The organism is Cellvibrio sp. PSBB006 (genome assembly GCF_002162135.1).
Lineage (GTDB): Bacteria > Pseudomonadota > Gammaproteobacteria > Pseudomonadales > Cellvibrionaceae > Cellvibrio.
On sequence record NZ_CP021382.1, the window covers coordinates 2,958,584 to 2,975,565 of the forward strand.

A 16,982-nucleotide genomic window follows, 5' to 3' on the forward strand; every position below is an offset into this window, starting at 1 on the left:
CGCTACGCTAATCCGACCTACTTCCCTCCCTCCCGGCCGACAAATTTCGGCATTTTCCGACAGGATGCGTCTGGCATTCACGTAAAAAGGAACTATTCTTACTATTCAAGCGTCCACCGGGCTTGGGACGGATTGCGCCCTGGCAATTTTCCGGCCCACGCACGGCGTGTTTATCTCCAACCTTGCCGATGCCCGGCAGCTCTAAAGACGATGTCATGGCTAACGATGATCCCTCCAAGGAAGAGCTGGAAGCCACCATTCAGCGCCTGCAACAGGAACTCGATTTCCTGAAAGGCCAGGCACGCGCCCAACAAATTGAACACGAGTCAGCCAGAAGCTGGCTGATCGACACCATCCGCCACCTGCTTACCGAACACAACAGCGCCAGCATCAATTACACCCTCGAACAGCTCGGCCAGGTGTTCGCGCTTTGCGCGTGCAGCCTGTGGCGGCGGGATCGGCAACAACAGGTGGAGCCCTGCGGCGAGTGGCATAGCATCAGCTTACCGCCCGATACCCAATGGCTCAACGCGCTGCTCGCCGCTCACCATGACCAGTTACCGGCACTGCAAACCGGCAAGCACCAGATACTGCCCGAATCCCTCGCGCCTGCCAGCCTCACTGATAACGGCATACGCCACAGCCTGCTGATCCCGATTCAGCGTAACCACCACACCGAAGGTTTCCTGGTGCTGCACAGCATGCAGCAGCGCACCTGGATGGAGCCGTATCTCGAACAGATCAGCGTCCTGGCGGATCTGTTGTTCAGCGTGCAAGATCGCCAGCAATTACTGCGCACCCTTGCTGATCGGGACACGCGATTCCAATATGCGATGGAAGCCTCGCGCGATGGTTTGTGGGATTGGAACATCCCCACCGGACAAATTTATTTCAGCCGCAGTTACCTGCGCATGCTCGGCTATCGCAGCGATGAACTGCCCAACACCCTCGACACCCTGCGCGATTATTTTCTGCATCCGGAAGATGCGGAGCGGGTGATTACCCAGTACATGGCGGCTATTGATAACCACCGGCCGAACATGAATCTTGAGTTTCGCATGCTGCATCAAAACGGCAATGTGCTGTGGATTTACTCCCGCGCAAAGTTTGTTGAGCCGGATGCGGATGGTCGCCCCCGCCGTTGTGTCGGCATCAACGCGGACATCACTGATTTTATTCACTCGCAAGAAGAATTGTTGGCCGCAAAAACCCAGGCGGACACAGCCAATAAAACCAAAAGCGAATTTCTTGCTCGAATGAGCCACGAAATTCGCACACCGATGAATGCCATCATCGGCCTCGGCCATCTACTGCATGACACCACGCTGAATGAACAACAGAAAAGTTATCTCAGCAGCATGAGTACCGCAGCGGAATCCTTGCTGCATATCATCAATCAGGTGTTGGATTTCTCCAAGATCGAAACCGGCAAGATTATGCTGGAGAACGCGCACTTCGATCTGGATCAGGTGTTCGAAAAATTATCGCGGCTGTTTGAGATCAGCGCGCTCCACCGCGCTGTGGATATTGTGTATGACATTCGCAGCAATGTGCCCCGCTTCCTGCGCGGCGATGCCTCGCGCCTGAGTCAGGTGATCAGCCATTTAATTACCAACGCGCTGCAGTATTCCACCACCAACCAGGTGGTGGTCGGCGTAACCAATGTCAAATCCAACAGTAAATATGTCACGCTCGAATTTACCATCACGGATTTCGGCGTGGGCATGAGTCAAACCCAGGTTGAGCAACTGCAAGCGCTGTTGCTAAAAGGCAGCGGCGAATGGGATGGTAAAGCGGGTTTTGGTCTGAGCATCTGCAACCATCTGGTGTCTTTGATGGAAGGGCGCATCCAGATTCGCAGCAAAGAAGGGGAAGGTTGCAAGATCAGTTTTACTGCGCGTTTTGAGAACAGCCATATCGGCCCGCGCTCGGTGCACGACCAGCCACATTCGCTGACCAAACTGCGCGCACTGATCGTCGACGACAACACCATTGCGCGCAACATTATTGCCAGCACTGCGCACAGTTTGCGCATGCACACCGACACGACCGATAGCGCCGCCAATGCGCTGGAAAAAATCCGTGCAGCAGATATTCAGGGTAAGCCGTATCACCTGGTGTTGATGGATTACAAGATGCCGCTGATTGATGGCCTGCAAGCAACTGCCATGATCAAACAGGACACCACCCTAACGACCATACCCTTGGTGTTATTGATTTCGTCTTATCACCGCGATGAAATTTTTAAAGACAATGACAATGCGACGCTGGTGGATGGTTTCCTCAGCAAGCCGGTAAGCGAATCGCGCTTGTTCGACACCATCAGCCATGCCATTACCAAAGACCACCCATTGCGCGAGCTGATGACGCCTGATACTGAAGAGTCCGGCGAAGACGATGAATACCTGAACAATCTGCGCGTGCTGTTAGTGGAAGACAATCTGGTTAACCAACAGGTCGCGCGCGGTATCCTCAAGAAAAAAGGTATTGATGTGCGCGTGGTGAATAACGGGCGTGAAGCAGTGGAATTATTTGCGGCAGAGGGCGATCAATTCGACATGATCCTGATGGATCTGGAGATGCCGGAGATGGACGGTTACGAAGCTACCCAGATGATTCGGCAGGGGCAAGTCAACACCAGCATCCCCATTGTTGCCATCACCGCCCAGGCCATGCGCGGTGATCGCGAGCGCTGTCTGGCAGCCGGCATGGATGGTTACCTGAGCAAACCCATCATGCCCGATATGCTGTATCGCACTTTATCGGATATGGTACGCACGCGCTCGACCAAGAAAGATATTAACGATCTTTAAACTATTACATCGCGTAAATTTTTAAAAAAATAATCGGCACCATTCAGCCGAGCTTCCGACCGCTGGCGAGGCATTTCGATTTACCCATGTTTTCCAAAACGATAGACATCCACGACCTTGACCAGGGCGTTGACCGCAAACAGCTCAACCTCGTCCGGCAACGTTTTATCGAGTTGAATCAACAGCGCTATCAGCGCACGGCGGCGGCATTGTCCGACCGCCAGCAACAATTCCTGTCACTCCTGCCGCTGCTGTTCCATGTGAACCACCCCATGTTACCGGGTTATTTTTCCCATCAAACCGCCTGCGGTATTCATCAGTACACCCCCGGCAAGGAAGAATTGCGCATTGCCAAAAACCTCGCGCGCAGTTTTAACTACAACCGCGATTTAATCGCGAGTCAGAGTGCTATCGATGCATTGTTTGTCATGGGCAGCATCGGCACCATTGCGCAGAGCGACAGCAGCGATCTGGATATCTGGATTTGTCACACCGATAATTTATCGCCCGAGGCGCTGGCCGATTTACACACGAAATGCCAACGCATCAGTCAATGGGCCGAACAACATATCCATCTGGAAGCGCATTTCTTTTTAATGAATTGCCAGAGTTTCCGCGAAGGCAAGGTGGCCAAACTCAGCAGTGAAGGCAGCGGTTCGGCGCAACATTTTTTATTACTCGATGAATTTTATCGCACCGCCCTGTGGCTCGCCGGCAAGGTGCCGCTGTGGTGGTTTGTGCCCGCGAGCCAGGAACAGGATTACGACAACTACACCAATACCCTGCTGACCAAACGCTTTTTGCGTGAAAAAGATGTGATCGATTTTGGCGGCATCCCGAGTATTCCCCAGAATGAATTTATTGGTGCCGGTATCTGGCAGGTCTATAAAGGTATCGAAGCGCCGTATAAATCGGTGTTGAAATTATTGTTGCTGGAAACCTATGCCAGCGATACCGACAGTGAGCCCTTGGCATTGACATTCAAGCGCGCGATTTACCAGGATACGCCGGATGCCAATACGCTCGACCCCTATGTGATGATTTACCAGCGGCTGGAAGATTACCTCGGCAGTCGCGCACAGCACCAACGGCTGGAACTGGTGCGGCGCTGTTTTTATTTCAAGGTCAACAAGCCCCTGACGCGTGGCAGTCGCAGCCCGCAAAAATCCTGGCAACGATTATTGCTGGAATCCATGGTGCAGCAATGGCAGTGGCAAGCGCATCACCTGCATTTGCTGGATGATCATTTGAGCTGGAAAGCTCCGCAGGTTATTACCGAACGCACATTGCTGGTGAATGAACTGAGTAACAGCTATCGACTGCTGAGTGAGATCAATAAAAACCATTTTACCCAGGCGACTATTACCAACGAGGAATTGATGATCCTCGGGCGGAAACTTCACGCGGCGTTTGAACGCAAGGCGGGCAAGATTGAATGGATTAATCCCGGCATCTCCCGCGACCTGCATGAAGAGTCATTGAGCCTTGTGCAGGAGCGCCGCGATGAACAGGACCTCTGGCAACTGTATCGCGGCAGTTATGCCGAATTGCAAATGCGCCATACCGCAGTAGAACCTATTAAACGGTCGCGCAACCTGGTGGAATTGTTACTCTGGAGTTATTGCAACGGCATTCTCAATATGGATACCAAGCTGGATGTCATCAGCAACAGCTTTCAGCTCAGTAACATCCAGCGACAGCAGGTGTTACAAAGCCTTCATCAATGGCTGCCCTTACCCCTGCCACCTTTATCCCACGAACAATTCAAACAGAGCGCACAACCCACCCGCCTCTTGCTGCTGTTTAATCTCGGCGTAGAACCCCAGGCCGAGTTACACAAAAAAGGCATGCAGCTGTTGAGCAACCAGCGGGATGCTCTCGGCTACAGCGGCTTCCGCGAAAATCTGGTGTTGACGGTGGATGTCGTCCAGATCAATACCTGGCAGGAAATTGTGTGTCGCCATTACGCCGGTGATGCGTTGATCAACAGCCTGCTGCATTACCTGCGCATGTTGCCGCCCGGCCGTGGCCTCGCCTTGCCGGAATTAACCATTCGCTGTTTCAGCAGCGGCCAGGGCGCCATTATCACGCAGCGACTGGAGGAATTATGGCGTGACATCATCGCCTGTTACTACTCCAACACGCGCCCGCGCAACAGCCGCTACATCCTTGAGATGGGTGATGAATATCTGCTATTGCAATTTCTTCAGCAGCAGCCGCATATCATCCGCTATAAAACCTACGAAAAATTATTGGAAAAACTCGGCAACGCCCAATTGGATTACAGTCCGATTGTGATCGACCGTTACGGTTTGCGCGATAAGCCGTTAAAGCTTTTTGCCGATGCGCTGAACATGCCGGGCGTGTATGTTTTCTATCAGCTTCAGACGCATACAGAGCAGCCCCTTGCCAGCGTTACGGTGATTGATGAAAAAGGCTCGCTGTTTACTACCGAGATGCCCTACCACAACCAACAAACCTTGTTGCGACCGCTCAGCCGGTTTATTCGCGCCGCCATGGAACGCCAGAGCCTGCATGGCGATGTGTCGCTGCAGCAATTGAAGATGCAGTCGGTACAGTTTTTTGAAGTAATGGGCAATGTGAAACAGCAGCAGGGTTACCTGGAACAACGCAAGGTTAACAGCGATATCAGTCAGTTGGGATTTATTAATATTCAGGTTATTGCCGAACCGGATATTGATGGACATATCCGCTATACCATTTACTGCAACCAGCAGGAATTTTCTACCCTGGAATATGGTGAGGGTTTATGCCAGGCCGTCGCGCGTTATATCTTGCAGCAACGCATTGGCGGCGAACGGTATCCCTGCTATATCACCGACCTTGATCTCTCCCTCTGCCGCGATTTAATTGCACCGCAAACCGGGTTGCAGTTGAGTCACTATCTGCAAGTTAAAGCTGATCTTGAAGATCGGCTTACCCGGGCGTTGAATGTTATTGCGCCGCATCCGTGATTTCTTTTTTACATCGCGCTGGTCTGATGGCTTGTGTCGGATTAGCGCAGCGTAATCCGACATCCCTTGTGCAAAGAATATTTAATACACTTGTCGGTAACAGCCCCGCTCTCTACCATAGCCCCCGCACGCATCACCGTGCATCAAAACAATGTCCATAAGGAATTTATACAATGAAATTGCTCAGCATCTTCGGCTTATGTTCGGTCTTACTTTTCGCTTCTGCTTGTACGACACAAAGCAATCACCTCATCGCAAACAACGCATCGCCGGAACAATCCCTGATTGGTTCCTGGCAATTAATGCATGAAGAAATCCGCATCAACGGAAAAACCATCCCGACCTTTAACCCCACCACACACAAGATGATGAAGCTGTTCAACGACACGCATTTTGCTTTCGTGAGCAACGGCGACAAACGTCCGCGCTTTACCTCTTACCAATTAACGCCGGAGGAAAAAGTCATTGCGTTTGAAAACTTCGGTGGCGGCGGTGGGCGTTACACCTTTGCTGATGGTTACCTGACAGAGCATATCGAATACATGAATTACCCCAACTACGAGGGCGAATCGATTCGTTTCAAGATCACGATTGATGGCGACACCATGATTCAGGAAGGCGATTACCCTATTACCAAATTAGGTCTGGGCGATGCGGATGGTTATCTCTACTCCGTCTTCAAGCGCATTAAATAAAACCCGTAGGTCGGATTAGCGCAGCGTAATCCGACACTGCTCCTGATCATTGCGATAAATTTTTCGTATGAGGAGTTTGTCGGATTACGCTACGCTAATCCGACCTACGGTCAGGGTTGCACAATATTTACTGACACGGGGTGTCCTGATACTCCGGCAATTCATTAACCGAGCTGAAACCCAGGGCCTCGGCGTCCGATAAATTTTCCGGGTGGATCAGGTACACATTGATTGCGCCCGTACCGCCACCACACACGGCCGGGTACATCATTCCATCACTGGCTTTCTGCCCGCAGATAACATCCACCCCGCCACCGACTAATTCCTGCGCCATGACTTTCACGGGAATACCATCGTTATTGCACTGGGTGGAGCCGTCATATTTAAATACCTTGGCTTTACCGCAAGGGCGATCCTGATATTCCGGCAAGGTGGAAACCGGGGCATAACCCAGGCGTCGCGCCAGCGGCAAATCCGATGCATAAATACGGAACACATTAATCTCACCGGTCGCTCCGCCACATACAGCCGGATAGGCCATACCATCATAAGCGCGTTGCGCGCAGGTAAATGTAATACCCGCCACCCTTAATTCCTCAACCATTTTTTTCAAAGGGATGCCATCGTTATTGCATTGGGTCGATTCAGCATATTTGAAAATTTTCAGCTGCCGATCCACCGGTCCGGGCCGCACCTTTTCAGCCGCGAGCGACGAAGACTCCGCATAGGTATTAAACGACAGAAAGTTGAAACACAAGACAGACAAAAACAACACGAAATAACGCCACTGAAAGTTATGTTTATTCTTCATAAATCCTCCGATGATTGTTGGGCAAAAGTGTGAAAAAAATTTCACCGGATGATTTTTAACAGATAACGGAGAAGAATAAATATTCCGGCCCACAGGTTTTACAAAAAACTACAAAGATGGCGCGCTATTTTTTTCAGGCGCGATTGAGCGTGCGGCGATAACCAATCAGCAAAATCAACAACAGACACGCCAGCGCAACCGCTGCCGGAAACAGAAGGGTGGTTACCGAGTAGCGTTCCAATGCAACAATTACCAGCAGATTACGCAATAGAAATAATCCAAAGAATGTCAGATTCTCTTCATGCGGAAAGTGAAATGCTTTTCTCAAGGTTGGACCGAAGCCCAACAGATCAACCACCGTCAGTATCACCACCGCCCACATCGGGTCAGCGGTGAAATACCACAAGGGCACAGCAGAAACCGCCGCGATAAAAAACAAGGTATCCAGGCGGGTAATACTGATGTCGGCACGCTTGAGGTAGGCAACAATCGCCACACCGATCGTAATCACACCCGACACGCCAATGGGCCAGGCACCCGCGCCGCCGCCATCCTTCACCTGCGCCAGAAATACAATAAAGGTTGTAATACCCCAGATCACCCACGAGAACACATGCGGTCGGGTTTGTCCCCGCCATGTTGAGGCAATGTAGGGCAGGAAAGCGAACAGGGTCAGTGCTATCGCAAGGGCACTGATAATGTCTTTAAGCATGGCGCGATTCTAATCCGTTTAAAAAACCGTCATCAAAATATCATGCTTTGTCTTTATATTCCTCCCCGTCTTCCTGTTGATAAGAGCGACAAATATCCCAGACCTATCACCCTCATGGAGTTCAGGACGTGAAATTATTCAATAATACCGCTGCAGTTAAGTATCTACTTCCCCTATCACTCACACTGATCCTGTCCGCCTGCGGCAGCGACGATGACAACGATGGAGAGGTGCGTGACCTGCGCGCCGATCTGAATCAGGCGCAACAGGAAATTGATTCACTGAATGACGAGATTACCGATCTCGAAGAACAACTTGATGATTTGCAGAATCCACCAGCAGAAGATGGCGCGCCACTGACCATGACGATTCTGCATATGAACGACCACCATTCGCATATCGCGGCTGAAGCCTTTGATTACGATGTTTCTGGTTTGGCATTGACGGCGCGCACCGCTGCCGATGCGGAAATCAGCGAAGTGTCGGTAACCTACGGCGGCTTCCCGATGTTGGTATCGCTGTTTGATAGTCTCGCGGCACAATCAACCAATCCGATAAAAATTCATGCGGGCGATGCCATCACCGGCACCCTCTATTATTCCCTGTTCAATGGTGCCGCCGATGCCGCCATGATGAACCAGGTGTGTTTCGACATGTTTGCACTGGGCAACCACGAATTTGATAACGGTGACCAGGGCCTGGCAAATTTTCTGGATGACCTGCAAGCCGGTGCCTGCACGACACCCGTGTTAGCGGCCAACGTCGAGCCGGGTGAAACCTCGGCAATCCGCGATGGCTATATCCAGCCTTACCTGATCCGCGACATCCAGGGACAAAAAGTGGGATTTATCGGCATCGACATCGCCGACAAAACCAAAAACTCGTCCAAGCCCGATGCCGATACCAACTTCCTCGACGAAACCACTACAGCACAAACCTATATTGATGAACTGCACGAACAAGGCGTTAATAAAATTGTATTGGTCACTCACTACCAATATGAAAACGATAAATTACTCGCTGCAAATCTGAGTGGTGTGGATGTCATTGTCGGTGGCGATTCGCATACCTTGCTCGGCGGCGAAACCTTTACCAGCCTCGGCTTTAACCCCGCCGGCGGATACCCGACCGTGGCAACCAATCTGGACGGCGATACCGTGTGTATTGTGCAAGCCTGGGAGTACGCGCACCTGCTCGGCAAACTGGAAGTGAATTTTGATGGCGAAGGTAAAGTAACTGCCTGTAACGGCATGCCTTATATACCCGTTGCTGACAACTTCAGCTACGCCTACGCCGACGGTGATGACCGTATGCTGAATGCCAGCGATGCGTTTAAGGTGCGTCAGCAAATCACCAAATTACCGGAAGTTGTTGCGGTTGTGCCCGATGCAACCACGGCGAGTGTGTTGAGTGTTTACAACGACGAAGTCAGCGTACTCGAACAACAGGTTATCGGCAGCGCCGCTGACGATTTATGCCTGGTGCGCTTTCCCGGTGAAAGCCGCTCAACAATTTGTGATGCCAGCGTGACCGCTGAATTCGGTAGCGATATTTCCAACATCATCGCCAAAGCGTTTATGACGGTTACGCCCACCGCCGATATCGCCATTCAAAATGGTGGCGGCGTGCGCACCGACGTAGCCGCTGGTGATATTACCTTTGCTGAAGCCGTCAACGTGTTGCCTTTCACCAACACATTGGTCACGCTCGACATGACCGGCGCACAAATTAAAGCAGTCCTGGAAGATGCTATGACCAACGCCCTGCGTGTCGGCGGATCAAGCGGTGCCTACCCCTACGCTTCCGGTTTGCGTTACCACATCGACGCATCAGCAGCAGACGGTTCGCGCGTATCCAATATTGAAGTTAATTCACGCGTTAGTGGTGAATGGACGGCCATCAGCGACACTGAAACCTACACCGTAGTCACCAATGATTTTATCGCCTCCGGCCAGGACGGTTACGCCACCTTCGGCGAATTGTTTGATGCAGGTGAATACGTGAATACCTTCACCTTGTATACCCAGGCATTTATTGACTACATCGAACAGTTGGCAGCCAACGGCGATGCGCTGGAAAAATTACCGGTGAGTGAATACAGCACGCAACAATATATTGGGCGTGATGCTTGCAACCACAGCACCGAGACTTGTACCGGGTATTAATTAACGCTTATTCCAAAGGATGAATATAGGGCTGCAGGGATGCCAGCCCATTATCTGATTTTTTTCCACGGACGAACTACACCCATCGCAAGGTCGCGACCTGCTTTCCTGTCATAAATCTGCGTTATTTCTGTCATCAATTGATCACAGCACTGTCACGGCTGCCGATCAACATACGTGCGCTTTTTCCAATAATGTTTAACAGGAGCCGCCGCTATGCAATGGACATCTGATCCCATTCGTTTATTACGTCACATCTTAATAACTGCACTCTTGTCCAGCAGCTCGCTGGCCAGTGCGGATTTGTTTTTTTCTGAATACATCGAAGGTTCGAGCAACAACAAAGCCCTGGAAATTTATAACAACACCGGCGCTACCGTTGATCTGTCTGCTTATGAAGTACAGATGTTTTTCAACGGCAACACCAATGCTGCATTAACGATTGCGTTGCAAGGCACTTTGCCAGATGGTGAGGTGTATGTGTTGGCCCACAGCGCAGCCCATCCCGATATCCTTGCCGTAGCCGATCAAACCAACGGCGCTGGTTGGTTTAACGGCGATGATGCCGTCGCGTTATTGTACGGCGGCAATCCGATTGATGTGATCGGCCAGATCGGCGTTGATCCAGGTTCACAGTGGGGCACTGGCGATACGGCTACCGCCAATAAAACCTTACGCCGCATGACGTCGGTAACCGAGGGCGATGCCGATGGTTATGATGCTTTTGATCCTGCGCAACAGTGGGAAGGTTTTGCGCAAGACACTTTCGCTGACCTTGGCCAGTATCTTGGTAGCAGCAATCCCGGTACAACGACACTATTAATCAACGAAGTAGATGCGGATACCGCCGGCACAGACACGCTGGAATTTATTGAATTGTTTGACGGCGGTGCCGGTTTTACCTCATTGGATGGTTTTGTGCTGGTGCTGTTTAACGGCAGCAACGATCTCAGCTACAACACCATTGACCTTACCGGTTATACCACCAATGCCGAGGGTTATTTTGTGGTTGGCAATGAAGCGGTTGCCAATGTCGATTTTGTTGTGCCGTCCAACGCTATTCAAAACGGCGCCGATGCCGTTGCGTTGTACCAGACTGATGCGAGCAACTTCCCTAACGGCAGCAACATCACCGTCGAGAATTTAATTGATGCAATCGTCTACGGCACCAGCGATGCCGATGATGTGGAATTATTGGCACTGCTTAATACCGACGAGCCGCAGGTGGATGAAAATGCAAACAGCGATGGTGTCATGCAATCCAGCCAGCGTTGCCCGAACGGCAGCGGCGGTCTGCGTAACACCAGCCATTATGGCCAGGCATTACCGACACCCGGCGCAGCCAACCAATGCGCACCGGTAGTTGTCGACCAATGCGGCATGCCCGCCACCAAAATTCACACGATTCAGGGTGATGGCGCTACCAGCAGTTTTATCGGCACCACACAAACCATTGAAGGCGTCGTGGTAGGTGACTTCCAGGGCAGCGATCGCCTGAGTGGCTTTTTTGTGCAGGAAGAAGACAGCGACCGCGATAACAATTCGCTCACCTCGGAAGGTATTTTTATTTTTGATAGCACCAATGCGATGACCATCAACGCCGGTGACCTGGTACGCATTACCGGTAACGTCAGTGAATATTTCAACATGACGCAAATCACGGCGGCGAGCATGCAAGTGTGTGCCACCGGTGTCAGCGTTACGCCGAGCGTCCTGGTTTTACCGGTAACTACTCTCAGCGATCTGGAAAATCATGAAGGCATGTCTATTGTGGTTCAGCAAGATCTGACCGTGACGGAGAATTACAATCTGGGTCGCTACGGTGAGCTGGTATTGTCCGCCGATGGCCGCTTGTTTAATCCGACCCAAGTTGCAATGCCAGGTGCAGCAGCACAAGCCGTTGCAGCGCAAAATAATCTGCGTCGCATTTTGTTGGACGATGGCAGTGGTCGCCAGAATCCGGCCGTCATTCCTTATCCCGCACCGGAATTATCAGCCTACAATACGGTGCGTTCCGGCGATCGCGTTACTGGCTTGCAAGGCGTATTGCACTATTCATTTGATGAGTACCGCATTCAACCCACCAGCACGCCGATCTTTGTACCGGATAATGCACGCACACCTGAACCGGATCTACCGGGCAGCGGCAGTTTGAAGATTGCTTCTTTCAATGTGCTGAATTATTTCAATGGCGATGGCCTCGGCGGTGGTTTCCCCACCTCGCGCGGCGCTAACACACCGGAAGAATTTGCACGGCAACGCGCAAAGATTATCGCGGCACTGGTAGCGATGGATGCCGATATCGTTGGCCTGATCGAAATTGAAAACGATGGCTACGGTCCGCAAAGTGCGATTCAGGATCTGGTGAATGGTTTGTATGATGCCGGGCTGGATTATGCTGTGGTGAATCCCGGTGTTGCACAAATCGGCACCGATGAAATTACCGTCGGTTTCATCTACAAACCAGAAACGGTGGAGCTGATAAACGCGTCGGCAATTCTCGATTCATCCATCGATCCACGTTTTATCGATAACAAAAATCGTCCGGTACTGGCGCAGAGTTTTCGTGAAATTGCCACGCAAGGTGTGGTGACACTTGCGGTTACGCACTTGAAATCCAAAGGCTCTGATTGCAACGACCTGAGTGATCCCGATACCGGCGATGGCCAGGGCAATTGCAACCTCACTCGCACTGCGGCCGCTGAGGCTATGGCCGATTGGTTGGCCAACGATCCCACCAATAGTGACGACACAGACGTGCTGATCATGGGCGACCTGAATGCCTACGCCAAGGAAGATCCGATTACTACCATCGAAGCAGCGGGCTACGTTAATCTGCTGAAGGATTTTTCCGGTGACCTCGCCTACTCCTACGTGTTCACCGGCCTCGCCGGTTACCTCGACCACGCGCTGGCCAGTAATAGTTTGCGCAGCCAGGTCACTGGCGCTGTCGATTGGCATGTCAACGCCGATGAGCCGCGCGTGTTGGATTATAACGAGGAGTTTAAAACACCAGAGCAAGTCATCAGCTTGTACAGCCCGGAAGCCTGGCGCGCTTCGGACCACGATCCTTTGATTATTGAACTGGCATTGACGGCGCCACAGCCGGAAGCGGTGCGCGGTGATTTTAATGAGGATCAAAAAATTAATGGTAAGGATTTGAAATTGTTGTTGCGTAATCTTGGTAAGAAAATTACCGATAGCAACAGTCAGTTTGATTTGAATGATGATGGACGGATCAGTTTGTTGGATATGCTGATCTGGACATTGTGGTTGGCGCAGAGTAAGCATTCGTAGTAATGATAACGACCTCAGGAGAGTCGAGCTCTCCTGAGGTTTCACTTAACCGTTTCGATATTTACTTCGTAGTCCGTTTGGCATTAGGGCGTTGGTTTCGAAAACGCATAAATACGTCCCTGTAGCTCCCTCAATTCATCCGTGAATTGAGGGTTTCGAAACCAACGCCCTAACACCAAACTTGCACCGAGCAATACGGCAGATCTATTCCACAATTGAGCAAAGCATCTTTCCCATTGCCCTCCATCGCAGGAAGTCACACCTCAAATCTGCTATGCTTCCAACATTCCCGAAACGCTGATCTCAAGGTTTTAGCATGGAGGCGCTTCGGTGATTGTCATTGCGTCAGGAGCGGCCATGAATCCTTTGTTAAAGAAATTATTGATCATTCCCGTGTTAGGGGGTCTGGTGCTGTTGGGTTATGGCTTTGTCAACCTGATGGATATGATGAAGACGTTTGAGAGCGATGCCTGGGTTCTGCCGATCTTTACCCTTGGACTGTTGGCGGTGGTGCCTATCGTTATCTTTATGGTTGCCCGCGATGATATTGAAGATCCCGATCATGACGATGAGGATGATCCGGATGACCACGACCGTAGGTCGGATTAGCGTAGCGTAATCCGATATTCCGAACCTGCCAAAAATTTCCTTCTGAAAATCTGCGTCGGATTACGCCTGACGGCTAATCCGACCTACGGGGTTGTGTCTTGCCGCATCATGTAATAACATTTGTTACATGACATCCACATACGGTTTTTCTTATGAAACGTGACAGCAGGCTTTCCGGTGTTCTTCACGTGCTCCTTCACATGGCGGAGAGCGACGAGCCGCAGACGTCCGAGGCCTTGGCCAGGATGATGCAGACTAATCCGGTGGTGATTCGCCGCATTCTTGGCGGGCTGCGTGAGCAGAAACTGGTGCATTCCGAGAAGGGTCACGGTGGTGGTTGGCGAATTTCCTGCGACCTGAACAAGATTACCCTGCACGATATTTATCTCGCCCTCGGTTCACCGACGATGCTTGCTATGGGCAATCGCACCGAGTCGCCGGGCTGTCTGGTGGAAGAGGCGGTGAATGCGGCGATGAATCAGGCATTTCACGATGCCGAAACATTATTGCTTAGCCGTTTTCGCGAAGTAACGCTGGCACAGTTGAGCAAGGATTTTCATCGGCGCATGCAGAAACGCAAAAGCACTTGCTCGTAGAAAATATTTTTCGCGTACCGCTAAAGATAAGGCACAACGCAAATTTTTTATTGATTCGTCATTAACAGGGGTAGGTTATGTTCGACGTTATTATCCTGGGCGGCAGTTATTCCGGCATGGCCGCTGCATTACAACTTGCGCGGGGCCGGCGCTCCGTGCTGGTGATTGACGCCGGCGTAAGGCGCAATCGATTTGCCAGCGCTTCCCACGGTTTGCTCGGTCAGGATGGCAAAACACCTGACGAAATCGCCAGCAATGCCAAAGCGCAATTGCTCGAATATCCCTGTGTCACCTGGCGCGACGGAACAGCCTCATCGGCCGAAAAAAACGGTGAACACTTTGTGGTAAAAACCGATAGCAATGAAACCTTTATCGGCAAGCGTTTGATATTGGCGCTGGGTGTACGCGATAACATTCCCGGCATTCCGGGATTAAAAGAACGCTGGGGCCAATCTGTTTTCCATTGTCCGTATTGCCACGGTTATGAATTAAATAACGGCCATCTGGGTGTGATTGCAACCAGTGAAATGTCCATGCATCAGGCATTGATGATTCCGGACTGGGGTATCACAACGTTTTTTATCAACGGCGTCTTTGAACCTGATGAGGAACAACAGCGGCAGTTAGCTGTGCGCAATGTCTCGATTGAAAAAGAACTGATCACTGATATTTCCGGCCACGCCATCGTCACCTTGCGCGACGGTCGTATGATTTCATTAGCCGGATTGTTTGTCGCGAGCAAAGTCTCTGTATCGAGTCCCCTGGCAGAACAACTCGGTTGCGATCTGGAAGAAAGTCCACTCGGTTTTATCATTAAAACAGATGCACTTAAAGAGACGAGCATTCGCCATGTGTTTGCCTGCGGCGATGCGGCTCGCGCAGCGGGGAATGTAACCTTTGCCATTGCCGACGGTGTCATGGCCGGCACCGCCGCCCATCGCTCACTCATGCTCGAAGGCTTGCACTAACCCACCCGTAGGTCGGATTAGCCGCAAGGCGTAATCCGACATCTTTCTGGCAAATGCGAAAAATTTCCCAACAAAAAAATCACCACCATGCGCCCTTAAAAAATAAAAGATTCAAAGCCCCCAAAACACCTGATATGGTTTGAACTCATTATTCATACCCCAGGACACTGCCCTTTATGTTGACTCTGATTACCCAATGGAGCATCGGTTTTAGTTTAGTCGCCATGGTTATCTTGTGGGGCGTGTATTGGTGGACCTATCAGGCGTTTGAAAAAACGGGGTTTTCTAAATTTGCGTGCACGGCCATGTTAGCCATTGTCGCTAGCATCCAGGTATTTCACGGTTGGGCGCTGGCGTTTGATGGGCAGGTATTTGAAGAGCCTTTTTACCTCGCTCTGCTGTTTGCCTCGCCGGTAGCCTTCTATGGTTTTTGCCGGGAATTGATTGAGCCACAAGCCCGCATCCCTCCGCTTGCTGCATTGGCCATCGTGCCGGTGATATCAGGGCCATGGGCACCGGTACAGATTGCTCTGCCCTTGGCTTTTGCGATGGGAGGGCTCAGCGCCTTTTGGCTCACGCTGAAGTTGCACCGCCTCAAAGACCAACGCCGCCACTTTGAACTGGAGCGGTTTGGCTTACTGGGTATTGCCTTGGTGGCCTGCGTGATATTTTTTGTCGGGCTATTTGCGCCCTGGCTGGGTGAGCGTTTTTATGTTTTGGCCTACGCCAACCTCACCGCTCTGGTACTTGCCGCCATTCTTTGGTTACTGCTGCGTTACCCCGACCTTCTACAAAAAGCGATTGAAGCCGTGACGACAAGCTATGCAGTCTCCACGCTAAAAAATCACGATTGCGATGCCCTTGCCAGACAATTGCAAACCCTGATGCATAAAGAACAGTTGTATAAAGATGAGGACTTAAGTCTGGCACGTCTGGCCGAGTCCTTAGGTTTAACCACGCACCAGACCTCCGAGTTGATCAATACGCAATTTGATATCAGCTTCTCGCGCCTCGTCCGTCAATACCGTATCAATGCCGCCAAGCTGGTGCTCACCCAGGAACCTAATGCGTCGGTGTTGTCGGTCGGGCTATCGGTAGGGTTCAGTTCGCAGTCATCCTTCTACACCGCCTTTCGCGAAGTGACCGGACTGACCCCGGGGCAATACCGCAAACAACACGGCATTCTCACTCGCACGGAGTAACCTGTTGCGAGTTTGAACTGCAAAATGATCATTTTGGAACTCGCTAACCTCTTGTTTTCAAAAAGCATTTAAAAACCACATCGCAAAGAATCACCAAACAGATCGATCTGGAGGTTGCTACACGGTCGCTTGGCCAAGC

The 16,982-nt window shown here is 51.3% G+C and carries 11 protein-coding genes; 9 read left to right on the plus strand and 2 right to left on the minus strand.

Annotated features, from left to right (window positions below):
• The first annotated feature begins 122 nt into the window (after nucleotides 1-122).
• The 3 genes from CBR65_RS12345 (at nucleotide 123) to CBR65_RS12355 (ending at nucleotide 6,483) form a co-directional block, all read left to right on the plus strand.
• On the plus strand, nucleotides 123-2,813 hold the full coding sequence (locus CBR65_RS12345) for a response regulator (protein WP_157672057.1): 2,691 nt from the start codon (nucleotides 123-125) through the stop codon (nucleotides 2,811-2,813).
• Nucleotides 2,814-2,899: 86 nt separating this feature from the next.
• Complete coding sequence (locus tag CBR65_RS12350) at nucleotides 2,900-5,788, plus strand: class I adenylate cyclase (protein WP_087467124.1); 2,889 nt, start codon at nucleotides 2,900-2,902, stop codon at nucleotides 5,786-5,788.
• Nucleotides 5,789-5,961: 173 nt separating this feature from the next.
• On the plus strand, nucleotides 5,962-6,483 hold the full coding sequence (locus CBR65_RS12355; RefSeq protein WP_087467125.1) for a lipocalin-like domain-containing protein: 522 nt from the start codon (nucleotides 5,962-5,964) through the stop codon (nucleotides 6,481-6,483).
• Between the two features lie 127 nt (nucleotides 6,484-6,610).
• Here CBR65_RS12355 and CBR65_RS12360 read toward each other — a convergent pair whose 3' ends face one another.
• Both CBR65_RS12360 and CBR65_RS12365 read right to left on the minus strand, forming a co-directional pair.
• On the minus strand, nucleotides 6,611-7,294 hold the full coding sequence (locus CBR65_RS12360) for a hypothetical protein (protein WP_087467126.1): 684 nt from the start codon (nucleotides 7,292-7,294) through the stop codon (nucleotides 6,611-6,613).
• A 133-nt stretch (nucleotides 7,295-7,427) separates the two neighbouring features.
• The gene (locus CBR65_RS12365; protein WP_087467127.1) at nucleotides 7,428-8,006 is read right to left on the minus strand and encodes a hypothetical protein; all 579 of its coding nucleotides are present in this window, start codon (nucleotides 8,004-8,006) and stop codon (nucleotides 7,428-7,430) included.
• 128 nt (nucleotides 8,007-8,134) lie between these two features.
• Here CBR65_RS12365 and CBR65_RS12370 point away from each other — a divergent pair, with 128 nt between their 5' ends.
• The 6 genes from CBR65_RS12370 to CBR65_RS12395 all read left to right on the plus strand — a co-directional run bounded on the left by CBR65_RS12370 (nucleotide 8,135) and on the right by CBR65_RS12395 (nucleotide 16,843).
• A complete protein-coding gene (locus tag CBR65_RS12370; protein ID WP_087467128.1) occupies nucleotides 8,135-10,171 on the plus strand; it encodes a 5'-nucleotidase C-terminal domain-containing protein in 2,037 nt (678 codons plus the stop codon).
• A 216-nt stretch (nucleotides 10,172-10,387) separates the two neighbouring features.
• Nucleotides 10,388-13,468: an ExeM/NucH family extracellular endonuclease gene (locus tag CBR65_RS12375; protein ID WP_087467129.1), complete on the plus strand. Its 3,081-nt coding sequence runs from the start codon at nucleotides 10,388-10,390 to the stop codon at nucleotides 13,466-13,468.
• Between the two features lie 357 nt (nucleotides 13,469-13,825).
• Nucleotides 13,826-14,077, plus strand: coding sequence for a hypothetical protein (locus CBR65_RS12380; protein ID WP_087467130.1), 252 nt, complete (start codon nucleotides 13,826-13,828; stop codon nucleotides 14,075-14,077).
• Between the two features lie 152 nt (nucleotides 14,078-14,229).
• A complete protein-coding gene (locus tag CBR65_RS12385) occupies nucleotides 14,230-14,673 on the plus strand; it encodes an Rrf2 family transcriptional regulator (protein WP_087467131.1) in 444 nt (147 codons plus the stop codon).
• 77 nt (nucleotides 14,674-14,750) lie between these two features.
• Entirely contained in the window at nucleotides 14,751-15,641 is an 891-nt protein-coding gene (locus CBR65_RS12390) for an NAD(P)/FAD-dependent oxidoreductase (RefSeq protein ID WP_087467132.1), read from the plus strand.
• 176 nt (nucleotides 15,642-15,817) lie between these two features.
• Nucleotides 15,818-16,843, plus strand: coding sequence for an AraC family transcriptional regulator (locus CBR65_RS12395; RefSeq protein ID WP_087467133.1), 1,026 nt, complete (start codon nucleotides 15,818-15,820; stop codon nucleotides 16,841-16,843).
• Nucleotides 16,844-16,982 lie beyond the last annotated feature (139 nt).